Here is a 22,251-nt window from a genome sequence, read left to right on the forward strand (position 1 = left end):
TGTTCGCGGATGCCAACCCTGGTGCCACTGTCGATACGATGGCTGGCGCCGACCCGCGCGCGCTGGAGTTGCGCATCGAGCGGGCCCTCGAGGCCATGCGCGAGGGCCGGCCCGTAGTGCTGCTCGATGACGACGACCGCGAGAACGAGGCCGACCTGATCCTTGCCGCCGAGCGCCTGACCCAGGCCAACATGGCCATGATGATCCGCGAATGCAGCGGCATCGTGTGCCTGTGCCTGCCGACGGACAAGGTGCGCAGCCTGGGCCTGCGGCCGATGGTCGAGCACAACCGCAGCCAGTACGGCACTGCCTTCACCGTGTCGATCGAGGCCCGCGAGGGCGTCAGCACGGGGGTCAGCGCGGCCGACCGGATCACCACCATCCGCGCGGCGATTGCCGAGGACGCCGGCGCCGATGCCGTGGTCAGCCCCGGCCATGTGTTCCCGCTGGTGGCGCGCGACGGCGGCGTGCTCGAGCGCCGCGGCCATACCGAAGGTTCAGTCGACCTGGCGCGCATGGCGGGGCTGTCGCCCGCCGCGGTGCTGTGTGAGCTGATGAACCCGGATGGCACCATGGCGCGGCGCGCGCAAGCGCTGGCCTTTGCCGGGATGTACCGCTTGCCGGTGCTGACCATCGAGGACCTGGTCGCCTGGCGGCGCCTGCACGGCTGACGATGGTCGCCGGGATGCATGGATCGGGGCGTACCCGCGCGCCGCAATGCATGCATCCTGTGCGACAATGCGGATCGCTTTTTCCCGTCTACATGAGGGTAATTCCATGATGTTCCGCATGTTTCGACACGCAGCCGCGCTGGCCGGCTGCGTGTTCGGCCTGGCCCTGCCGCAGGCGCACGCCGATGACGGCGCTGTGCCTGCCACTGACGTGGCGCCGGCCTCTGTGTCCCGACCAGCCGCTGCCGCCGGCCTCTACGAGTGCCAGGTCGCTGGCACCGGTACCGTGTTCCGCTCCACACCCAAGGAGGGTTGCCGCCTGGTGGCCGCGCCCGATCCCGGCGCGCCCGACCCGCAGCGCTGGCTGCCGCTGATGGGCGCCAATGGCGTGATTTCTTATTTCGATCAGTCGGCGGTGCGCCGACAGGGCACGCAGGTTGGCGTGGTGGTGATGCGCAATTCGCCGTCGGGCGTGATCCGCACCGCCAGCGGCGAACCGATCCGTTCCTCGCTCAAGCGCATGGTGCTGAACTGCGCCACCTCGATGTTTGCCGTGGTCGAGCAGACCCTCTACAGCAAGCGCTTTGCGCGCGGCGAATCGCTCTACACCATCCGCGCGCCGCAATCCGGCACCTTCCAGGTGGCCGGCCCCGGCACCATCGCCGGGGAACTGCTGCGCAAGCTGTGCCGCTAAGCCGGGGCCACGCGGCACAGCCTGCTGCAGCCTGGCTTATTCGCCCACGTGGCGCGACTTCCATTGCCCGTTGGACTGCTTGCAGAACCAGCCGCTCCAGTGCTCTTCGGCACTGCCGCGCTTGAGGTCTGACTTCAGGCGCCGGCACGGCTGGCCCTTGTCGGTCTTACTCTCGACCGGGGTGATGGTGCCGTCGATCTGCTGGCGCCGTCCCGCGGCCGGAAAGGTCCACGCCACTGACTGGCCATCGGCCGTATCGTTCAGCGCGGTACGCACCGACTTGGCCAGCGACGCGCCTTCCTTGTCGTTGAGCGTGCCGATGATAGTGCCGCTCAGGTAGTTGTCGAAGTACGCATGCGCCGGCGTGGCGCAGAGCAGCACGGCCCCCAGCGCGCCTGCGAGTGCGGCACGCAAGGCGGGGCGTGCGAGGCTGCCGGAGGATGAGGTTTGCCGAGTCAGCATGACGGTTCCTTGTAGCTACATGGTGGCGTTCGAGTGGCATTGTAAGCGCAATGCGCGGCGGAGACCGCGATTGCCGACGCGTCTCGCCAATTGCCGCCACCGGGCCGCGGTTGACACCCGCCTGCCCCTGACCTAGCGTTGATTTCTGTCCCATCGTGCCGCTGCACGACGGGCGCCCATTGCTGCGAGAGGAGATCCCATGATGCTGCGCTATCTCACAATCGGCCTGGCCGTCGCCTGCGCCTTCGGCACGGTGCACGCCCAGACCGCGGGCAAGGCCGACCAGTTCAGTCCGTACACCGACGGTGCCAAGCAGGACAAGTTCAGTACCTACACCGATGGGGCCAGGCAGGACAAGTTCAGCCCCTACACCGACGGCGCAAAAAGCGACAACGTGACCGCGCTGAACCCGGGCGCCAGGCCCGACCAGATGGAGCCGATCCAGGGCGGGGCGCAGAAGTCGTTCGACTCGTTCAGCCAGGGCGGCATGAACAGCGGCAAGTTCGATCCTTATTCCGAAGGCGCCAAGAGCGGCAAGTTCGATCCCTACAGCGAAGGCGCCAAAAAGTAACAGTGTATTAAAGGGGCCGGACGCGTTCCGGCCCGCATCGGTGCGCGACCGGGGCTGCCGAGCGGGGCTGACCGTGCCGAGGCTCGCGGCGATGTGACCTGATCGCCCGCAAAGCCATGCGTGGAGCGGCTTTCGGGCTACCTGGCCAACATTTTGTTTCAAACCTTGCGTGATCGAAACGTGACTTTTGCGTCTCGAATTGCTATGGTTTATTGCGCATCGCAACACACCGGACATGGTGCCCCGCGGGCAACCTGCCCCGCGTCTGGGCCTCGCCACTCGGCGCCGGGCTTATCTCTTGCCGTGTCCTTCATCGTACAGGCCGCCGATGCCGGCCACTCCGATTCAACCGCTCACCCTGGCATACATGTCACAGATCGCCACGCCACGAATAGCCGTACCGTTTACCTTGCCCGCTGCCGGGCCGGGGGCGCGCCGCCGCGCCGCGCGCGCCGGAGCGCGCATCGCGGCCTGGCTCGGCGGCGGGGCGCTGGCGCTGTGTGCGATGGCGGCCCATGCGTTCGACTTCGACACCGTCGCGTCGCGCGCGCGCCAGCTGGCGGCGTCGCCCTACAAGGCGCCGGCACAGAACCTGCCGCGCGAATTGCGCGAACTGACCTACGAGCGCTACCGCGAGATCGAATACAAGCCCGAGCGCTTTGCCTGGCGCGGCACGCGTTCGCCGTTCGAGCTGTCGTTCTTCCACGAGGGCATGGTGTTCGACCAGCCCGTGCGCATCCATGAAGTGGTGGGCAACAGCGTGCGCGAATTCCGCTTCGACCCCTCCGCGTTCAACTACGGCCCGCACAAGGTCGATGCCGCCAAGCTGAAAGGGCTGGGCTACGCCGGCTTCCGCATCCTGTATCCGCTGAACCAGGGCAAGCGCAAGGACGAACTGGCGTCGTTCCTCGGCGCCAGCTACTTCCGCGCACTCGGCAAGGACCAGTGGTACGGGCTCTCGGCGCGCGGGCTGGCGGTGGATACCGCGCTCAACTCGGGCGAGGAATTCCCGCGCTTCGTCGAATACTGGATCGAACGCCCTGGCGCCAATGCCAAGGAAATCACCATCTATGCGCTGATGGATTCGCGCCGCATGAGCGGGGCGTACCGCTTCACCATCAAGCCCGGCGCGGAGACCGCGATGGAGGTCAAGTCGCGCCTCTACCTGCGCGAGAACGTGACCAAGCTTGGCCTGGCGCCGCTGACCAGCATGTATTTGTTCGGCGAGAACCAGCCGGCGCCGGCGCAGGATTTCCGGCCGGAGGTGCATGACTCGGACGGCCTGTCGATCCACCTCGGCACCGGCGAATGGGTCTGGCGTCCGCTGGTCAATCCCAAGCGGCTGCTGGTGACGTCGTTTGCCGCGACCAATCCGCAGGGCTTCGGGCTGATGCAGCGCGACCGCAGCTTCAACAGCTATCAGGAGATCGGCGCGTGGTATGAGCGCCGGCCCAGCGGCTGGGTGCAGCCGCGCGGCAACTGGGGCTCGGGCCGGGTGGAACTGGTGCAGATCCCGACGCCGGACGAGACCAATGACAACATCGTCGCGTACTGGGTGCCCGACAACCCGCCCAAGCCGAAGCAGGCCTTCGACTATGAGTACCGCCTGCTGTGGCAGAAGGATGGCGAACAAGAGCCGCCGCTGTCGTGGGTGACCCAGACCCGCATGGGCCAGGGCCAGACCCGCAGCAAGGAGGACACGAGCTTTTCGCTGGTGGTGGACTTCGAAGGCCCCGCCTTCCGCAGGCTGCCGGCGGACGTGCGCATCGACCCGGTGGTTTCGGCCGATGCCAACGGCGAGCTGTTGAAGACGTCGGTGCAGCGCAATGACGCGACCGGCGGCTGGCGCATGACCATGCTGATGCGCCGCAAGGACGAAACCAAGCCGGTAGAGTTGCGCGGCTATCTTCGCAACGGCAATACAACCCTGTCCGAGACGTGGAGCTACATCTTACCCCCCGCCTAAAGCAGCGACCGGCCCAGGCGGCGGCATGCGAGCGCTATCTCGACCGCCTGCCCGTATCGCCTGAAGTGCGCAGCGAACTGCTGGCCGACAGCGCCAGCATGGCCGCCACGGCGGCACCCGCCACGCCGCTGGCTTCGGTGACCCCGGTGATCCCGGTCACGACCGATGGCCGCGACGCGCAGGAGGCGATCACGCACCTGCAGTCGCGCCTGGCCGGCAAGGAAGCGCCGCCGGCGCACGGCAGCAGCGCCTATGCCTCGGTGCCGCGGCGCTTCGCCATGGCCTACGGCAATCCGCAGGCCGGCGGCGCGCCGCTGCTGCGCCGCCGTGAAGACGGCACCGTGAAGGCCGACACCGGCCCCGCGCCCGAGCGCAGCTCGATGGTGCCGCGCCAGTGGCCGCCGCATATCGTCACCGGCTGGCTGCGCAACACCTGGCGCCGCATGCTCGGGCGCCCGCCGGTGCCCGAGACCTGGGACACCCTGCACGATGGCCCCGACGCCGAAGGCAAATGGCATCCCGCCGGCTCGCACCGGCGCTGGGTGCTGCTGGCACTGGTCGCGGTCCAGACCGTGCTGGCCACGTATTTCATGACCAACGTGCTGCCGTACCACGGCGCCGATCCGCTCGAGATTGCCATCCTGGTGCTGTTCGCCATCCTGTTCTCATGGGTGTCGGCCGGCTTCTGGACCGCGATGATGGGCTTCCTGGTCCTGGCCAAGGGCGGCGACAAGCATCTGATCTCGCGCTCGGCGGTGCCGGACCGGCCCGACGCGCCGATCGCGGCCGAGGCGCGCACCGCGATCATCATGCCGATCTGCAATGAAGACGTGACCCGCGTCTTCGCGGGCTTGCGCGCCACCTATGAATCGCTGTCGCGCACGCCGCATCTGTCCAACTTCGATTTCATCGTGCTGTCGGACAGCGGCAATCCGGACCTGCGCACCGCCGAGCACGATGCCTGGATGGAACTGTGCCGCGCCGTCGGCGGCTTCGGCCGCATCTTCTACCGCTGGCGCCGCCACCGCGTGAAGCGCAAGACCGGCAACGTGGCCGATTTCTGCCGCCGCTGGGGCAGCAAGTACCGCTACATGGTGGTGCTCGATGCCGACAGCGTGATGAGCGGCGACTGCCTGGCCACGCTGGTGCGGCTGATGGAAGCCAACCCCGGCGCCGGCATCATCCAGACCGCGCCGCTGGCGGTGGGCCGCGAAACGCTGTATGCACGCGTGCAGCAGTTCGCCACCCGCGTGTACGGACCGCTGTTCACCGCCGGGCTGCATTACTGGCAGCTGGGCGAGTCGCACTACTGGGGCCACAACGCCATCATCCGCGTCAAGCCGTTCATCGAACACTGCGCGCTGGCGCCGCTGCCGGGCCGCGGCCCGCTGTCGGGCGAGATCCTGTCGCACGACTTTGTCGAGGCCGCGCTGATGCGCCGTGCCGGCTGGGGCGTGTGGATTGCCTACGACCTCGAGGGCTCGTACGAAGAACTGCCGCCCAACCTGCTCGACGAGGTCAAGCGCGACCGCCGCTGGTGCCAGGGCAACCTGATGAACTTCCGGCTGTGGCTCAAGCAGGGCTTCCACGTGGTGCACCGCGCGGTGTTCCTGACCGGGATCATGGCGTATCTGTCGGCGCCGCTGTGGCTGCTGTTCCTGCTGCTGTCGACGGCGATGCTGGCCAAGCACGCGCTGGTGCCGCCGGAGTACTTCACGCAGCAATACCAGCTGTTCCCGACCTGGCCCGAGTGGCATCCGGAAAAGGCCCTGGCGCTGTTCTCGGCCACGGCCACGCTGCTGTTCCTGCCCAAGCTCGCCAGCGTGGCGCTGCTGATGAAGCAGGCGCGGCGCTACGGCGGCGCGGTGCAGCTCTTTGCCAGCATGCTGATCGAGGTGCTGCTGTCCGCGCTGCTGGCGCCCACGCGCATGCTGTTCCATACCAAGTTCGTGGTCGCCGCGTACAGCGGCTGGGGCATCTCGTGGAAATCGCCGCCGCGTGAAGACGCCGAGACCACCTGGGGCGAAGCGTTCCGCCGTCACGGCTGGCATACCGCGCTGGGGCTGGCGTGGGGTGGGCTGGTGTACTGGCTGAACCCGTCCTACGTGCTGTGGCTGCTGCCGATTGTCGGCTCGCTGGCGCTGTCGATCCCGCTGTCGGTGATGCTGTCGCGGGTCTCGCTGGGTCGCGCTTCGCGCAACGCGGGTTTGTTCATGATCCCGGAAGAAACGCTGGTGCCGCGCGAGATCGTCGAAACGCAGCAGCATGTCGAAAACGCCGCCGAAACGCCCAACTTCGTCGACGCCGTGGTGGACCCGGTCACCAACGCGCTGATGTGCGCCACCGCGACGCCACGCGTGGCGCAGCCGGAATCGGCGCGCAAGCGCCACGAGAGCCTGATCGAGCATGCCCTGACGCACGGGCCGCGCGCGCTCACGCCGGCGCAGAAGCACGTGCTGCTAGGCAATCCGTTCGCGCTGGCGCGCCTGCATGAACTGGTGTGGGGCTCGCCGCTGGCCGACGCCGGCTGGAAGGATACGCGCATGCTGGTACGGCGCGCCGCCAACGTGGTGCCGCTGCGCCCGCGCGCGGCATGAGGCGTGTTGCCTGAAGCAAAAACGGCCCGCATCAGCGGGCCGTTTTTGTTGGTACTGGCGCGCGCGGTCAGCGCAACGCAGCGCTGCAGATCGGCCCGTTGATATAGACGTCGCCGATGCGGCGCTCGCCGCGGTCCTTGCGCGTCATGTAGCGGAACAACATGCTGACGCCCAGCTTGGTCAGGATCTCGACATCGCGGTTGGCGCAGATATTACGCTGCAGCGGCGCGGCGTAGTTGACCTCGAAACTGGCCAGGTCCAGCATCGGCCCGCGATAGTTGGTCAGTTCCAGCTGGAACAATACGTGTTTGCCCGGGACCGACTGGCAGCGGCGCAGGCGGGTCTCGCCGTCGATCTCGATCGGCAGGGCATCGTTCAGTTGCCGGCAGGCGCGCGCCAGTACGTTGTCAGGGCGGGTGGCATTGCGCAGCAGTTCCGGCACGCCGGCCGCGCCGGTGTTCTGGCCGGTGGCCGCGCCCTTGAGCATGCGCGCCACCGGGTCGGCTTCATCGGGCGCGGGAACCAGCAATGGGACGCTGGCACTGCGCAACTGCGCCGGTGCCGCCCTGGCCGTCTGGGGCAGCGGCAGCAGCAGCACGACCGCGAGTATGGCAGTGCCTAGCGAAGCGGAAAGCGGCGTTTGTCGTATTCTCATGCAGGCTAATGTTGCGGGGACCTGTACTGTCGTCCCTCTCTGCGAGGCCGACGGCGAGTCTTACGCCGACAGGCTGGCATTGTACCCTCCACCCCGGCGCGCATGAAAGTCGCGCCCCGCAAGGGTCGTAGCGATGCCGCCATCCAAGGCCCATGGACAACGGGGCCTGACACCACTATTCACCAATCCTGCCTGGTTTGCCAGCTTTGCCGGACCCGACTTGGCGATGAAATCTGGCAGGCCGGTTTTTCTTCTCCATCGGCCGCAGGGCAAGTCCTCGGGTTCGCGGCTGCATTGGTTATGTTGTGCAACAATTGCGTCTTTCGACGGGGCTGCCGGTGCCGCACGGCCGCGCACGACAGCGCCATCGCCCTCGGATACTGTCCCCATGCCTCATTCCCCAAGCGCCGCGCCGACGCCGCGTTTCCCTGCCTGGCTGCTGATCTGCGGCTCGCTGATGGCGATCGCGCCGCTGTCGATCGACATGTACCTGCCGAGTTTCCCGACGCTGGCGGGCGACCTGGGCGTCGACATCGGGCAGGTCCAGCTGACGCTGGGCACCTTCCTGATCGGGCTGGCGATCGGGCAGGCCTTCTATGGTCCCTTCAGCGACCGCTTTGGGCGCAAGCCGCCGCTCTATGTCGGGCTATGCCTCTACGTCATCGCCGCGGTGGGCTGCGCGCTGGCGCGCAACGTGGAATCGCTGATGCTATGGCGCTTCCTGCAGGCACTGGGGGGCTGCGCCGGCATGGTGATGGCCCGGGCGGTGATCCGCGACCGGCTCGAGGCGCATGAATCGGCGCGGGCGTTTTCCTCGCTGATGCTGGTGATGGGGGTGGCGCCGATCCTGGCGCCGATCATCGGCGGCGCGGTGCTGACCGTATCGGGCTGGCGCGCCATCTTCTGGGTGCTGGCGGGGGCCGGCCTGCTGATCCTGCTGCTGGTCCACCTGCGCATGGAGGAATCGCTGGACCGCGGCCATGTGGCGCCGCTGCGGCTCGGCACCGTGGCCCGCAGCTACGCGGAACTGCTGCGCGACCGGGAATTCCTGGGTTATTCGCTGTCGGCCGGCTTCGGCTCGGCGGGCATGTTTGCGTATATCTCGGGCTCGCCCTTTGTGCTGATCGAACTGCACGGCATCGCGCCGTCGCACTATGGCTTTGTGTTCGGCGCCAATGCGTTCGGGCTGATCACGATGTCGCAGCTCAATGCCCGGCTGGTGCGCGGGCGTTCGCTCGACCAGGTGCTGGGGGCCACGCTGCTGGCGGCGCTGGCCGCGGGGCTGGTGCTGGCGCTGGCCGCGCTGGCGGGGATGGCGGTGCTGCCGGTGCTGCTGGGCGGTTTCTTCGTGTTTATCGGTGCGCTGGGCTGCGTCTCGCCGAATGCCTCGGCGCTGGCGCTGGCGCACCAGGGGCATCGCGCCGGCACGGCTTCGGCGCTGATGGGCACGTTGCAGTTTTCGCTCGGCACGCTCGGCGGCGCGGCGGTCAGCGTGTGGCGCGACGGCAGCGCGCTGCCGCTGGGCGTAGTGATGGCGGCCTGCGGCGCCGGCGCGGTGCTGATGCGCCATTACGGGCGCTCGGGCGCACGCGCGCGCCCGACCACTCACTGAAACCGCCGCCGCGCCAGTTCAGGCAGCCTGCTGTGCCGCGGCTTGCTCCGCGGCGGCGTGCGGCACCCCAGCCTGTTGCACCACCACCATGTGCGCCGGCATCGGCGCGGCGTAGCCGGCCTGGCCGAAGCACTCGCGGATGACGCGATTGGTGTCGAAATAGACTTGCCAGTAATGGTCGTTATGGCAATGGGGCCGCACCGCCAGCACCGGGCCGACCAGCGTGAACTCGAGGATTTCGACGTCGACCGGCGGCTCGGCCAGCACGTTGGGGATCTCGGCGATACGGCTCTTCAGCAGCGCCACTGCCTCGGCCACGTCGGTGCTGCCGGCCAGCTGCGCTTTCAGTTCCACGCGCCGGAACGCATTGGCGGTGAAGTTCTGGATGGTGTCGCTGAAGATCTTGTTGTTGCCGATCACGGTCTGGACATTGTCCGGCGTATCCAGCATGGTGGCGAACAGGCCGATTTCGCGCACGGTTCCGGTCACGCCGCCGATGGTGACGAAATCGCCCACCTTGAACGGCCGCAGTACCACCAGGAAGGCGCCGGCGGCGAAGTTTGCCATCAGCCCCGACCAAGCCATGCCGATGGCGACGCCGGCCGCGGCGATCAGCGCGGCAAAGGTGGTGGTCTGGATGCCGAAGTAGCCAAGGATGCCGATCACCAGCACGACGTTCAGCGTCACGGTGACGATGGAACCGACATAGCGCAGCAGCGTCGGATCGACCTTCTGCTTGCCGAGCGCGTTCTGAACCAGGCGCACGACAAAGTGGATCAGCCAGCGGCCAATGACCCAGAAGGCGAGGGCCGCGAGGATCTTGACGCCGAATTCGGTGGCGTAGGAGACCACCAGGGTCTTGAGGTTGTCGAAGGTAGAGGCGTCCATCGGCATATTCCTTTCGTGTTGGTGTAACCGGGCAGCCGCCGACCCAACATCCCCCGAACCAGCCGGCTGCGGCGTGCGAGCCCCTGCGCGTTGCGCGCAATTCCCGGGCACGGCAATTATTGAGAGGCCGTGCGCGGAAGTGCAAGCAAATAATTGTTAAGACAAGGCGCCTTGCACGGCTTGTCTGTTTATATCGGAATTGTGCTGGCGGGTATTACCAGTTGGTTTCGCGCTCGGGGGTCGCGGAAATCCGGTGCAGCGTCAGGTCGGCGCCGTTGAACTCGCCCTCGGCGTCGAGGCGGATGCCCACCAGCCGCTTCAGCGTGCCATAGACCAGCGTGCCGCCGGCCAGCGCCACCACGATGCCAAGCAAGGTGCCGAGCAGCTGCGCGCCGAGCGACACCCCGCCAAGGCCGCCCAGCGCCTTCGCACCGAAGATGCCCGCGGCGATGCCGCCCCAGGCACCGCACAGCCCGTGCAGCGGCCACACGCCCAGTACATCGTCGATATGCCATTTGTTTTGCGCCAGCGTGAACATATAGACGAACAGCACGCCGGCCACGGCACCGGTGACCAGCGCGCCCAGCGGATGCATCAGGTCCGAGCCCGCGCATACCGCCACCAGGCCGGCCAGCGGCCCGTTATAGACGAAGCCCGGATCGTTGCGTCCGGCCATCCAGGCGGCCAGCGTGCCGCCGGCCATCGCCATCAGCGAATTGATCGCCACCAGGCCGCTGATCTTGTCGACGGTCTGCGCGCTCATCACGTTGAAGCCGAACCAGCCCACCGCAAGAATCCAGGCGCCCAGCGCCAGGAACGGGATGTTCGAGGGCGGATGCGCGCTGATGCGGCCGTCCTTCTGGTAGCGGCCGCGGCGCGCCCCCAGCAGCAGCACCGCAGGCAGCGCAATCCATCCGCCCAGCGCGTGCACCACCACCGAACCGGCAAAGTCGTGGAAGGGCGCGCCGGCGACGCGCGCGATCCAGTCCTGCACGCCGTAGCGCTGATTCCACACCATGCCCTCGAAAAATGGGTAGACAAAGCCCACCAGCACGAAGGTGGCGACCAGTTGCGGATTGAAACGCGAGCGTTCGGCAATACCGCCGGAGATAATCGCCGGAATGGCCGCGGCAAAGGTTGCCAGGAAAAAGAACTTGACCAGTTCATAACCGTTCTTCTGGGCCAGCGTTTCGGCGCCGGAAAAGAACTGCACGCCGTAGGCGATGGTGTAGCCGATAAAGAAATAGGCGATGGTGGAGACCGCGAAATCCACCAGAATCTTTACCAGCGCATTGACCTGGTTTTTCTTGCGTACCGTGCCGAGTTCGAGGAACGCAAAGCCGGCGTGCATGGCCAGCACCATGATGGCGCCTAGCAGGATAAACAGCGCGTCGGTGCCGGTCTTCCAGTTGTCCATAGTGACCTCATGCTCAAAATGGGCGCACCAGTATGCAAAAAGCGTTCCACAGACCGCTGCATGCTGGTGCCGCTTGCACCGTGCCGGGTAAAAAGCCGCACCGGCATGCCGCACGCGGCCGATTCCCCGAGGCCCGGTGCCGTCGGGACGCTGCCGGCAGCAGGGCGCCTCTGCGCCAGAATGGAGCCGGCAAGGGGCGTCTGGCGATTCGTTGTGGTGCGGCGCCCCATTTGGGGGAATCTGTCCTATGCTGTTTAGCTTTGAGGGCACGATTGCGCGCGCCCGCTCCCGGCGCGGCTCCGGCCCGGCAAAAAGCGGCGCCTGGCAAGCGCGAACAGCAGTGGAAATTGCCCGCTAACCGGCCTCAAGCAAGGATTTGCGGGTTTTTTTGTCGCATTGGTGCCACTGGGGATTGCTCAACGCGCGAAGGGCAGATTAGACTGCGCCGATCGATGGCCTGCCGCGAGGCACGCACATCGGTGACGACGACCAACAAGGGAAATCAGCCATGAATAAAGGTGAACTGGTATCGGCCATCGCCGCGGAAGCAGAATTGAGCAATGCCGCCGCCGAGCGTGCGCTCAACGCAGCGCTGGACAGTATCAAGAAGGCAGTGGCAAAGGGCGATTCTGTAACGCTGGTGGGTTTTGGCAGCTTCAGCGCCGGCAAGCGCGCTGCCCGTACCGGCCGCAATCCGCGCACCGGCGAAACCATCAAGATTCCGGCCGCCAAGACGGTCAAGTTCTCGGCAGGCCAGGGTTTCAAGGACGCCGTGAACAAGAAAAAATAAGCAGTTTGCGTCCATAGCGAAAGAAGCGGCCTGGCAGGCCGCTTTTTTTATGTGCCGGACGCGCCCGTTGGGTCCGATGCGCCGGCAGACCAATTGCCAACGCCGCGCCATGTCCGCCGGCAACGGCGCGGCGATCCGGGTTAAACTGCCGGCGCCCGCAGCCGGCAATCCCGCCCCCGCAATCTTCGTATCCCGCATCATGAATGACCTGTCCCACCAGCTTTCCATGACCGTGCTGATGACGCCGGACATGGCCAACTTCTCCGGCAACGTCCACGGCGGCACCATCCTCAAGTACCTGGACATGGTGGCGTATGCCTGCGCCAGCCGCTACGCCGGCCGCTACGTGGTCACGCTGTCGGTGGACCAGGTGGTGTTCCGCCAGCCCATCCACGTGGGCGAGCTGGTGACCTTCCTGGCATCGGTCAACTACACCGGCCGCAGCTCGATGGAGATCGGCATCAAGGTGGTGACCGAGAATATCCGCAGCAAGCTCGTGCGCCATACCAACAGCTGCTATTTCACCATGGTGGCGGTGGACGATAACGGCACCCCGGCCGAGGTGCCGCCGCTGGAGCCGCGCGACGAGGTCGAGCGCCAGCGCTTTGCCGCCGCGCAGCAGCGCCGCGCGCTGCGCCAGGAAATGGAAAAGCGCCACGGCGACATCAAGTCGTCGGTGAACTGAGTGCCGATGCGCGATTCAGCCATGAAGTCCAGCCACCCACTCATTAGCATCCTGCTCGCCGCCGCCTGCGCCGGCGCAGCCGCGGGTGCCAGTGCCGAGGAGATCGGCAGCGTCAGCACCAATTTCCGCATGACCGGCTCCGACAAGGTCGTGATCGAAGCCTATGACGACCCGCAGGTGGACGGCATCACCTGCTACGTGTCGCGCGCCCGCACCGGCGGCATCAAGGGCCAGCTCGGCATGGCGGAAGACCCGCCCGAGGCCTCGATCGCGTGCCGGCAGGTGGGTCCGATCGGCTTCAAGGCGCCGATCAAGCAGCAGGACAATGTGTTCTCCGAGCGCATGTCGATCCTGTTCAAGGCGCTGCATGTGGTGCGCGCGGTCGACCGCAAGCGCAATACGCTGGTCTACCTGACGTATTCGGATCGCATCGTCAGCGGCAGCCCGCAGAACAGCGTGACCGCCGTGCCGGTGCCGGCCGGCACGGTGATTCCGGTAAAATAGGCCGGCCTTACATCCCGGAGTTACGGCGCCAGCGCCGCGGTCTCCGCCTGGCAATCGCGCGATGGCCGCGCACCCGCGGCGCGTGCGGCAGCGACTTCACTGCGTGCCCGTTCCAGGTCGGCACGGAAGGTGGGATCGGCATGCAGCCGTGCCACCGTGGCCGCCGCCATGGTGCGGCCCGCGTTGACATCGCTCTGCCAGTGCACGTTACAGACCACGCGGCTTTGCCCGAAGGCCTGGCCGCGCGCCAGCAGTTCATTGGCACGCGCCGGCTCGATCTCGGTCAGGATCAGCGCCCAGGCCCAGCCGATGGCGCTGTGGCCGGACGGGTAGGAACCATCCTTCTCCAGCTTGGCGGCCTCGGCCTGCGTGCACATCGAGGTCTTGGTGGCCACGAACGGGCGGGTGCGCTTGTAATGGTCCTTGGCCTTGTACGTAGACAGGCCGGCATCGACCAGGCTGCGGCGCAGCAGCATGTTCAGGTAAGGCGTGTCCTTCTCGCTGACGGGCACGCCCAGCGCGCAGGAGAAGGTGCTGGCGGCCTGCGGGAACGTCAGCACGGCATCGTCGGACGCCAGTTGCCAGCGTGGCGAACCGCGCAGCGGGCCGGCCTGGCGCGCGGAGTCCTGGTCCAGCGCCAGCGCGGCCGACCCCTGCGCCGGCGGCGCCGACAGCAGCTTCAGGCTGTCGGGGCGGGCATCGGCGGCGAGGTAGCCGGCCGGCACCCCGGGACGCAGCTCCGGCACCGCGGCCAGGTTGGTGCCGCCGGCGGCGCAGCCGGCCAGCAGCGCGGCGAGCGCTGCCGCGCCAGGCGCCCGCATGGGTCGGGGGAGGGAGGAATCCGGCTTGGCTTGGTCCGTCAATTTGTCTTCCTGGTGAGGGATCGGATCGATGCGGTGCTGCCCTGGCTTACGCAGCGGCGTCGAACAGCTTGCGCAGGTTCGATTTCATGATCTTGCCATTGGCATTGCGTGGCAGCATCTCGTGGTAAATCAGGATACGCACCGGCACCTTGAACGCGGCCAGCCGCTCGCGCACGAAATCCTGCAGCTCGGTCTCGCTCGTCTGCATGCCCGGCTTCAGGCTCACCACGGCGGCCGGCTCCTCGCCCAGGGTCCGGTGCGGCAGCCCGACCACCGACGCGTCCATGACCGCGGGATGCTCGTACAGCGCGCTTTCCACCTCGATGCAGTAAATGTTCTCGCCGCCGCGGATCAGCATGTCCTTCATCCGGTCGACGATGTAGACGTAGCCCTCATCGTCCAGCCGGGCAATGTCGCCGGTGCGCAGCCAGCCGTCGACAAAGGTCTGGGCGGTGGCCTCGGGCTTGTTCCAGTAGCCGCGCACGACATTGGCGCCGCGCGCCATCAGCTCGCCGGTTTCCCCCGGCGGCAGCGCCTGGCCGCGGCCGTCGACCACCTTCATTTCGCCGATCGGCAGCGCCGGGCCGCTGCTGTCCGGGCGCATCACGTACTCTTCGGCGCTGTGGCTGGTGAAGGTGGACGAGGTTTCGGTCATGCCCCAGCCAATGCCGGGCGCGGCCATCGGGAAGACCTCGCGGATGCGCCGGACCAGCTCGGGCGAGGCCGGCGCGCCCCCGTAGTTGATGTTCTCCAGCGACGACAGGTCGAAGCGGCCGCGCTCGGGATGCTCCAGGATCTGCCATGCGATGGTGGGCACGCCGCCGGCCGCGGTGCAGCGCTCGCGTTCGATCAGTTCCATGCCACGCAGCGCGTCCCAGCGGTGCAGCAGCACGATCTTGCCGCCGGTGGCGATGGCGCCGTTGAGCACCGCCATGCAGCCGGTGACGTGGAAGAACGGCACCGCCAGCAGCATCGATTTTTGCGGCGCGGCCGGATCCGGCGCCGGGATCGGCTCGCCGCGGCGCAGCAGGTTGCGCAGCGGGCTGAAGCCGCCAGCCACCGCCACCGAAGTGGAATTGCGATGCGTGCCGAGCGCGCCCTTCGGCTTGCCGGTGGTGCCTGAGGTGTAGAAGATGGTGGCGTCGTCGTCGGGGTCGATGTCGACCGCGGGCGGCGTCTGCTCCGGCAGAGTCGCCCAGTTCGCCGAAGGGCCGATCACGCTTTCCAGCGCCGTCACGCGCGGCTCGGCCGGCGCAGCCCCCGCGCGCGAGACGTAGATGCGTTCCAGCGCCGGGCAGCCCGGCAGGTGTTCGAGGATGCGGTCGAGCCGCTCCGCATCGACGATGGCAATGCGGCTGCCGGAATCGGCCAGGCCATATTCCAGCTCCTGGCCGGTCCACCACGCATTGAGCGGGGTCACGATGGCGCCGGTCAGCAGCGCGCCGTAGAACGCCACCGGCCATTCGGGCAGGTTGCGCATGGCCAGCGCCACCCGGTCGCCCTTGCGCACGCCGTCGCGCACCAGCGCGTGGGCCATGGCGATGGCGGCGCGCACAAACGCATCGTAGGAGACGCGCTCGTCCTCATACACCACGAAGGTGCGTTCGGCAAACGCGCGCGTGGCCAGCAACAGCTCACGCAGCGTGGGCGGCGCGTTCTTCCAGACCGTGGTGGGGATGCCGCGGATCACGCGCGTCTCGGTTTCGAACGGCGCGCCCGGCGCGGTCAGGCGGGCGTGGGCCTCGGCCAGCGACATGACCGGCCAGGTGCCGGCCGACTGCGGATTGCTCGACATGGACTGCCTCCCGGAACTGCACTGCAGGTTGAGGGAAATGCAGGAAAGCGGCCAGCGCTATCAGCGCCGGCCGCCTGGCAACGCTTGCGTCAAAGGCTCAGATGGTCACGCCGCCGTCCACCACCATGGCCTGGCCGGTCATGAAGGTGCTGGCCGCGGAGGCAAGGAACACGGCCGCGCCGGCGATCTCGACGGGTTCGCCGATGCGGCGCAGCGGGGCGCCCTGGGTGGACTGCTTGTAGCGCTCGGGATCTTCCCACAGCGCGCGCGCGAAGTCGGTCTTGATCAGCCCCGGCGCGATGCAGTTCACGCGCACATTGTGCGGCCCGAACTCGACCGCGAGATTGCGCGCCAGCTGGAAGTCGGCGGCCTTGGAAATGTTGTAGACGCCGATGGTGGGCGAGCCGCGCAGGCCGCCGATCGACGACACGATGATGATCGAGCCATCCTTGCGGTCGATCATCTGCGGCGCCACCATCTGGATCAGCCAGTGGTTGGAGATGACGTTGTTGTCCAGCACCTTGCGGAACTGGTCGTCCGAGACGCCGCTCATCGGCCCGTAGTACGGGTTGGAGGCGGCATTGCAGACCAGCACGTCGATCTTGCCGAAGGCGCGGTTGGTCTCGTCGACCAGGCGCTGCAGGTCGTCCTTCGAAGAGATGTTGGCCGGGACTGCAATGGCGGTGCCGGCGCCATGGCGGGCGTTGATCGCATCCACCACTTCCTGGCAGGCGTCGGCCTTGCGCGAGGAAATCACGACCTTGGCGCCCTGTACGGCCATCTGCTCGGCGATGGCGCGGCCGATGCCGCGCGAAGAGCCCGTGACGATGGCAACCTTGCCCGTCAGATCGAACAATGACATGGAGTCTCCTGTATGGCTGCGCCGGCGTCAGCGATGCTGGCCGGCTTGTGCTGGCGGCGGGGTGCCGCGCTGTTGTGCTGCGGACGCGCCCGCAGGCAGCATCGCCGGGACATTATGTGGCGCGGCCATGGCCGCGTCCACAGCGCCGGGTGGCGGTTACAGGCCTTATCAGCATTCTTTCTGCCGGCAATGCGCGCGGTGCATGGAGCCCGATGCTGCAGTGCGCAGCCGCTGCTAGGCAGCTGCAATTCAGCCGCCGGCGGATGCCGTCGCAGGCGCCAGCAGGTCAGGCAGCGCAGCCATCAGGCCCTGGCGCAACTCGTCGTCCAGCACGATGCCGAAGCGCTCCGACAGGGCCTGCACCACGGCGTCGGCATGCTGCAGGTGCGTGCGGCGCACGCTGCCGTCCGGGGCGCGCTCGGCCAGTTCGCCATTGGCCAGCGTCACGCGCGTGCCGCCATCGGTGCGCGCGGCCATCAGGCGCTGCAGGAAGACGCTGTCCGGGTGCGTCGAGACATACCAGTTGCGTGCCTCGAAGTCGATCGGTGGCTGCGGCGTCAGGTCGAAACGGTAGACCGGGATCCATCCCGCATCGCCGCGTGCCTGCAGGTCATAGCTGTGGAATGCGCTGGTGCCGGCTTGCGCCGGGGACGGCGCGAGCCGGTAGGGAAAGCCATCGTCGGCCGGTTCGGACAGCGGCATCGCACGGAACGGCGTGGGACCGCCGAAGCCCACATCGACCAGATAGCTGCGATGCGCTACCTCCACCCGCAGCAGCATGTGCGAGGTCATGGTCGGCACGTCGTCCGGCACGCCCCAGCGCACGCGCGCGGCCAGCGGCGTGACCTCGTAGCCCAGCGCACCCAGCCCGGCGCTGAGCAGCGTATTGAGTTCAAAGCAGTAGCCGCCGCGCCGGCGCGTGACCAGCTTGTCGAACACGGCGTCGAGGTCGATGCGCACCGGGCGGCGCAGCAGCGGGTCGACGTTCTCGAACGGAATGCTGGCCAGGTGCGCGGCCAGCACCGCGTCCAGCGCCTGCAGCGTCGGCGAGGGTGGCGCGGCGATGCCGAGGCGCGCCAGCCAGGCGTCCAGTTGGGCGGCGTCCAGGATAGTCATGGTGTATGGGGCTCCGGTACGGTGCGGTCAGTTGAGCGTTTCCAGCGCGGGCAGGTCGAGCAGTTCGATGCCGCCATATTGAAGGCGCAGCAGGCCGTGCGCCTCCAGTTCGCGCAGCGCGTGGTTCACGGTCTGGCGCGACAGGCCCAGCATCTGCGCCAGCTGTTCTTGCGCAATGCGCACGCGCCGCGTGGCACTGCCGTCCGGCAGGTTGCCGTAGCCATGCGCGATTGCCGCCAGCCGGCGCGCGACGCGTGCCGGCGGCGGCAGCAGCTGCGCTTCCTCGACGTAGTGGAAGGCCTCGCGGGTCTTGGCCGCCAGCAGTTGCCCGAACGCCTGCCACCATGCCGGCTGCTGCGCGAGGCGCTGCGCCAGGGCGGCGCGCGGCACATGCCACAGCGTGGCGGCGGTGCTCGCACGCGCGTCATGGGTGCGCGGCAGGCCATCGAACAGGCAGATCTCGCCGAACCAGGTGCCGGGTTCGAGCAGGCCCAGCACCGCGGCCTTGCCCGATTCGCCGCTGGCGTGGATCTGCATGGTGCCGCTGGCAACACAATACAGGCCATCGAAGCGGTCGCCGCGCGCAAACAGGGTCTCGCCGGCGACCAGCCGACGCAGGCTGCCGTCGTCCAGCAGCGCCTGCCGCAGCGCCGGCGGCAACTGGCTGAACCACGCGCCCGCGCGCACCGCGGCGAGCGGGTCGCTGCATGGCAACATCGGGCTGGACATTGTGTCTGGGGGCTGCATCTTGGGGTCGTGTGGGGCGAGCAGAGCGGGGTGTGGCGGGCGCGCCGGCCGCATGCGGGTCTCCATGTCCGGGCACCTGGTGGAATGTCAAAAACCTGACAGACCGGCCGGTGCGCGCCCACTACTATAAATCCACCTCGCGCCCGCCGCGCGCGCACCACAGCGCAGTCCAGGAGACGCCCCGTGAAAACCCTGATCGAACATCTCGCCAACTACGCCGCCTACCATCGCGATCCGCGCAATGTCTTCACGCATTTCATCGGCATCCCGATGATCGTGCTGGCCGTGACCACGCTGCTGGCGCGGCCGGCGCTGGCATTGGGCGATGGCAGCGCCGTGCTGACGCCGGCCATGCTGCTGTATATCCTGTCGTGCCTGTTCTACCTGCGCCTGTCGCTGGGCTTCGGCGTGGCGATGGCGCTGATCCTCGCGGTGTTCCTCTACGCTGGCGCGCATATCGCGGCGATGCCGACGAGCTGGTGGCTCGCGCTCGGCGTCGGGCTGTTCGTGGTGGGATGGGTGATCCAGTTCATCGGCCACTATTACGAGGGGCGCAAGCCCGCCTTCGTCGACGACTTGGTCGGGCTGCTGATCGGCCCGCTGTTCCTGGTTGCCGAGACGGCCTTTGCAATGGGCCTGGCGCGCGATACGCGCGATGCCATGGCCGCCCGCGCGCACTGATCAGGGTTGCCCCGCCGGCAGCCGCAGACACGCCGCCAGACCGCCCAGCGGGCTCGATGCCAGCGCCAGGCTGCCGTCATACAGGGCGGCGATTTCCGTGACGATGGCCAGGCCCAGGCCGCTGCCGGCGGCGGCCTCGTCGAGCCGGCCAAAGCGCGCGGTCGCCAGCGCCCGCGCCTCGGGCGGCATGCCCGCGCCATCGTCCTCGACCAGGATTTCCAGCACGCCAGCGTCCTCGCGCAGCGTGGCGCGCACGCGGGTGCGCGCCCACTGGCAGGCGTTGTCGAGCAGGTTGCCGAGCATCTCGACCAGGTCCTGACGGTCGCCGGCGAAATGCCCGCCACCGTCGACGGTCAGCTCCAGGGCCCGTTCACGATGCAGCCGCGCCAGCGCGCGCGCCAGCTCGCGCAGCGCGGGTGCGGCGTCGATGCGCTCGCCGCGGGCCCCGGCCGCGCCGGCGGCACGGGCGCGCGCGAGGTGCCGGTCCACCTGGCGCCGCATCGCTTCGACCTGGCCCGAGACGGCCAGCGCCGCGGCGCCAGGCAATGCCGCGGCTTCGTTGGCCAGCACCGCCAGCGGGGTCTTGACCGCATGCGCCAGGTCGGCGGCCTGGCGGCGCGAGCGCTCCAGCGCCTGCGCATTGTGTGCCAGCAGGGCATTGATTTCGGTCACCAGCGGTTCGACCTCGGCGGGCCAGGCGCCGCCCAGGCTCGCCTCGCGCCGCGCCTGCATGGTGGCGAGCGCGCGCCGCAGCCGTGCCAGCGGCGCCAGCCCGAACCGCACCTGCGCCGCCACCGCTAGCATCAGCCCCAGTCCCAGCGCCGTCAGTGACCAGGCCAGCGTCTGGTTGAAGCTGCGGCGCGCCGCGCGCAGTTCGGTGCGGTCCAGCGCCACCGAGATTTCCACCGGGGTATCGGCCGACGCCAGCACCAGTTGCCGCGACACCACCAGCAGCGACTGGCGGTTCGGACCGGAGCGCACCTCGGCGATTCCATCCGAGGCGTCCGAGGCACCGGACGCATCGGAAATACGGCGCAGCGCCGTCGCCGGCATCTCCGTATCCCACAGCGAGCGCGAGCGCAGCAGCGTGCCGGGGGCCCGCGCCTGCCAGTAGGCGCCGGAATAGGGCAGTTCGTAGCGGGGATCGGCGGGACTGCGGTGCAGGACCAGCTTGCCCTCGGCACTCCAGTCCAGCGCCGCGGCCAGGCTGGCGAGCTGGTGCTCGAGCTGGCGCACATAGGTCTGGTTGACGTGGCGCTCGAACAGGGCCGACAGCAGCCAGCCGCTGACCCCGAGCGCCGCGGCGAGCCAGATCGCCGCCACCGCCAGCAGGCGCAACGCAAGCGAGCGACGCAGGTGCACCGGCATCTAGGATCGCGCCTGCGACGGCGGGCGCAGCCGATAGCCCTGGCCGCGCACGGTTTCGATGACATCGACGCCGAGCTTGCGCCGCAGGCGGCCGACGAAGACCTCGATGGTATTGCTGTCGCGGTCGAAGTCCTGCGCGTAGATGTGTTCGGTCAGCGCGGTCTTGCTGACGATCGCGCCGGGGTGGTGCATCAGGTAGTCCAGCACGCGGAATTCATGAGCGGTCAGCACCACCGGCGCGCCGTCCACGATGACCGTGCCGGCGCGGGGATTCATCCGCACCGGGCCGCACTGCAGTTCCGGCGCGGGCATGCCGTGCGCGCGCCGGATCAGCGCCCGGATGCGCGCCAGCAGCTCTTCCATGCGGAAGGGCTTGGCCAGGTAGTCGTCGGCGCCGGCATCGATGCCTTCGACCTTCTCGGTCCAGCTGTCGCGCGCAGTCAGGATCAGCACCGGCGCGTTGACCTGCGCGGCGCGCCAGCGGCGCAGCACCGAGAGTCCGTCCAGCCGCGGCAGGCCGAGGTCAAGGATGACCGCGTCGTAGGGTTCTTCGGCGCCCAGGTGCCAGGCGTCCAGGCCATCGGCAGCCGTGTCGACGGCATAGCCGGCGTCGGCCAGGCTGGCACGGACCTGCGCGGCAAGGGCGGTTTCATCTTCGACCAGCAGGATGCGCATGGTTGTCGTTGCCGGGTCAGGGTTTGCGGCGCGCGCCTTCCAGCCCGCGCCCCTTGGCCTTGAGCAGGGCGGCGGTGCGTGCATCGTATTCGAGCTTGGCCACCGAGCCGCCGGGCAGCAGCAGCTTGACCTCGTACTGCCAGATGCCGTCGTCGTGATCGAGTTCGACGCCGATGACGTCGCCGGCGTACTGGCGCGAGACGGTCTCGAGGATGCGCGACAACGGCAGGATTTCGCCGGACTGCACCGCGGCGCGCGCGCGATCGGCATCCTTGTCGGCGCGCGCGGCGGGGACCGCCGCCAGTGCCAGCAGCGCGGCGGCCACCAGCGCGCGCGGGCGCAGAAGGGCCTGGAAACAAGGGGTCATGGCTCGGAGTTTGCATCAAAACAGCTGAACGCGGGCTGAACGGAACGCTCGATGCGAGCGCGAACGGTAGCGTTCGCAGGCGCGCGCAGCGTTGCGCGCGAGGCCTGGCGGCGCGGCCGCGCACGCCAAAACGGGGGGACGTAGGCCGTTTTCGCGCTTGCACTGAGGCAAAGCCGCGACAAAACCCGGGGTTTTCACCGGGTTTTGCGTGTCGCATGCATGAAAACCCCTTGACTTACGGCACTTTCCGCTATGATTCAGTGGG

General features: G+C 68.1%; 22 protein-coding genes. 10 read left to right on the forward strand and 12 right to left on the reverse strand.

Annotated features, from left to right (window positions below):
• Nucleotides 1-38 precede the first annotated feature (38 nt).
• Together ribB and MKD38_RS24055 are read left to right on the forward strand one after the other, a co-directional pair.
• Nucleotides 39-671, forward strand: coding sequence for a 3,4-dihydroxy-2-butanone-4-phosphate synthase (gene ribB / locus MKD38_RS24050; RefSeq protein WP_252680877.1), 633 nt, complete (start codon nt 39-41; stop codon nt 669-671).
• A 106-nt stretch (nt 672-777) separates the two neighbouring features.
• Nucleotides 778-1,365, forward strand: coding sequence for a surface-adhesin E family protein (locus MKD38_RS24055; RefSeq protein WP_252680737.1), 588 nt, complete (start codon nt 778-780; stop codon nt 1,363-1,365).
• Nucleotides 1,366-1,401: 36 nt separating this feature from the next.
• Here the strand turns inward: MKD38_RS24055 and MKD38_RS24060 are convergent, their stop codons facing one another.
• Nucleotides 1,402-1,827, reverse strand: coding sequence for an RT0821/Lpp0805 family surface protein (locus tag MKD38_RS24060; protein ID WP_252680739.1), 426 nt, complete (start codon nt 1,825-1,827; stop codon nt 1,402-1,404).
• 199 nt (nt 1,828-2,026) lie between these two features.
• Between MKD38_RS24060 and MKD38_RS24065 the strand changes: the two genes are divergently transcribed.
• From MKD38_RS24065 to mdoH, 3 genes are all read left to right on the forward strand, one after another.
• Nucleotides 2,027-2,398, forward strand: coding sequence for a hypothetical protein (locus MKD38_RS24065; protein WP_252680741.1), 372 nt, complete (start codon nt 2,027-2,029; stop codon nt 2,396-2,398).
• Between the two features lie 367 nt (nt 2,399-2,765).
• Nucleotides 2,766-4,364 (forward strand): glucan biosynthesis protein G, encoded by a 1,599-nt coding sequence (locus MKD38_RS24070; protein WP_116380249.1) that lies wholly within the window; start codon nt 2,766-2,768, stop codon nt 4,362-4,364.
• Nucleotides 4,337-6,961: a glucans biosynthesis glucosyltransferase MdoH gene (gene mdoH, locus MKD38_RS24075; protein ID WP_371925738.1), complete on the forward strand. Its 2,625-nt coding sequence runs from the start codon at nt 4,337-4,339 to the stop codon at nt 6,959-6,961. The genes MKD38_RS24070 and mdoH overlap by 28 nt, the downstream gene beginning before the upstream one ends.
• Nucleotides 6,962-7,028: 67 nt before the next feature.
• Here the strand turns inward: mdoH and MKD38_RS24080 are convergent, their stop codons facing one another.
• A complete protein-coding gene (locus MKD38_RS24080; RefSeq protein ID WP_252680743.1) occupies nt 7,029-7,616 on the reverse strand; it encodes a hypothetical protein in 588 nt (195 codons plus the stop codon).
• A gap of 388 nt (nt 7,617-8,004) precedes the next feature.
• On the opposite strand from MKD38_RS24080, the gene MKD38_RS24085 reads away from it, so the two are divergent.
• Nucleotides 8,005-9,228 carry a Bcr/CflA family multidrug efflux MFS transporter gene (locus MKD38_RS24085; RefSeq protein ID WP_252680745.1) on the forward strand — a complete coding sequence of 408 codons (1,224 nt, stop codon included), beginning with the start codon at nt 8,005-8,007 and terminating at the stop codon, nt 9,226-9,228.
• Nucleotides 9,229-9,246: 18 nt separating this feature from the next.
• Here MKD38_RS24085 and MKD38_RS24090 read toward each other — a convergent pair whose 3' ends face one another.
• Together MKD38_RS24090 and MKD38_RS24095 are read right to left on the reverse strand one after the other, a co-directional pair.
• Nucleotides 9,247-10,116, reverse strand: a complete 870-nt coding sequence (locus tag MKD38_RS24090; RefSeq protein WP_252680747.1) for a mechanosensitive ion channel family protein — start codon at nt 10,114-10,116, stop codon at nt 9,247-9,249.
• A gap of 214 nt (nt 10,117-10,330) precedes the next feature.
• Nucleotides 10,331-11,533, reverse strand: coding sequence for an ammonium transporter (locus MKD38_RS24095; protein ID WP_252680749.1), 1,203 nt, complete (start codon nt 11,531-11,533; stop codon nt 10,331-10,333).
• A 508-nt stretch (nt 11,534-12,041) separates the two neighbouring features.
• On the opposite strand from MKD38_RS24095, the gene MKD38_RS24100 reads away from it, so the two are divergent.
• The 3 genes from MKD38_RS24100 to MKD38_RS24110 all read left to right on the forward strand — a co-directional run bounded on the left by MKD38_RS24100 (nt 12,042) and on the right by MKD38_RS24110 (nt 13,512).
• A complete protein-coding gene (locus MKD38_RS24100; protein ID WP_010814166.1) occupies nt 12,042-12,323 on the forward strand; it encodes an HU family DNA-binding protein in 282 nt (93 codons plus the stop codon).
• A 199-nt stretch (nt 12,324-12,522) separates the two neighbouring features.
• Nucleotides 12,523-13,008: an acyl-CoA thioesterase gene (locus MKD38_RS24105; RefSeq protein WP_012355963.1), complete on the forward strand. Its 486-nt coding sequence runs from the start codon at nt 12,523-12,525 to the stop codon at nt 13,006-13,008.
• 21 nt (nt 13,009-13,029) lie between these two features.
• Nucleotides 13,030-13,512: a CreA family protein gene (locus tag MKD38_RS24110; RefSeq protein ID WP_252680751.1), complete on the forward strand. Its 483-nt coding sequence runs from the start codon at nt 13,030-13,032 to the stop codon at nt 13,510-13,512.
• Nucleotides 13,513-13,532: 20 nt separating this feature from the next.
• On the opposite strand, the gene MKD38_RS24115 is transcribed toward MKD38_RS24110, so the two are convergent.
• From MKD38_RS24115 to MKD38_RS24135, 5 genes are all read right to left on the reverse strand, one after another.
• The gene (locus MKD38_RS24115) at nt 13,533-14,375 is read right to left on the reverse strand and encodes an acid phosphatase (RefSeq protein WP_371925739.1); all 843 of its coding nucleotides are present in this window, start codon (nt 14,373-14,375) and stop codon (nt 13,533-13,535) included.
• A gap of 46 nt (nt 14,376-14,421) precedes the next feature.
• Entirely contained in the window at nt 14,422-16,170 is a 1,749-nt protein-coding gene (locus MKD38_RS24120) for a class I adenylate-forming enzyme family protein (protein ID WP_252680753.1), read from the reverse strand.
• 97 nt (nt 16,171-16,267) lie between these two features.
• Nucleotides 16,268-17,032, reverse strand: coding sequence for an SDR family oxidoreductase (locus MKD38_RS24125; RefSeq protein ID WP_252680755.1), 765 nt, complete (start codon nt 17,030-17,032; stop codon nt 16,268-16,270).
• A 249-nt stretch (nt 17,033-17,281) separates the two neighbouring features.
• Nucleotides 17,282-18,148, reverse strand: a complete 867-nt coding sequence (locus MKD38_RS24130) for an arylamine N-acetyltransferase family protein (protein WP_252680757.1) — start codon at nt 18,146-18,148, stop codon at nt 17,282-17,284.
• 27 nt (nt 18,149-18,175) lie between these two features.
• On the reverse strand, nt 18,176-18,877 hold the full coding sequence (locus MKD38_RS24135) for a Crp/Fnr family transcriptional regulator (RefSeq protein WP_371925740.1): 702 nt from the start codon (nt 18,875-18,877) through the stop codon (nt 18,176-18,178).
• A gap of 201 nt (nt 18,878-19,078) precedes the next feature.
• Between MKD38_RS24135 and MKD38_RS24140 the strand changes: the two genes are divergently transcribed.
• Nucleotides 19,079-19,576: an Mpo1 family 2-hydroxy fatty acid dioxygenase gene (locus MKD38_RS24140; protein WP_252680759.1), complete on the forward strand. Its 498-nt coding sequence runs from the start codon at nt 19,079-19,081 to the stop codon at nt 19,574-19,576.
• Here MKD38_RS24140 and MKD38_RS24145 read toward each other — a convergent pair whose 3' ends face one another.
• From MKD38_RS24145 to MKD38_RS24155, 3 genes are read right to left on the reverse strand one after another with little or no spacing between them, the layout of a single operon-like run.
• Entirely contained in the window at nt 19,577-20,944 is a 1,368-nt protein-coding gene (locus MKD38_RS24145; protein WP_252680761.1) for a sensor histidine kinase, read from the reverse strand.
• Nucleotides 20,945-21,619: a response regulator transcription factor gene (locus MKD38_RS24150; RefSeq protein WP_252680763.1), complete on the reverse strand. Its 675-nt coding sequence runs from the start codon at nt 21,617-21,619 to the stop codon at nt 20,945-20,947.
• Nucleotides 21,620-21,635: 16 nt separating this feature from the next.
• Nucleotides 21,636-21,986 carry a PepSY domain-containing protein gene (locus MKD38_RS24155; RefSeq protein WP_252680765.1) on the reverse strand — a complete coding sequence of 117 codons (351 nt, stop codon included), beginning with the start codon at nt 21,984-21,986 and terminating at the stop codon, nt 21,636-21,638.
• Between the last annotated feature and the right edge of the window lie 265 nt (nt 21,987-22,251).

The sequence above is a fragment of the Cupriavidus sp. WGlv3 genome, assembly GCF_023952475.1.
Taxonomy (GTDB): domain Bacteria; phylum Pseudomonadota; class Gammaproteobacteria; order Burkholderiales; family Burkholderiaceae; genus Cupriavidus; species Cupriavidus phytorum.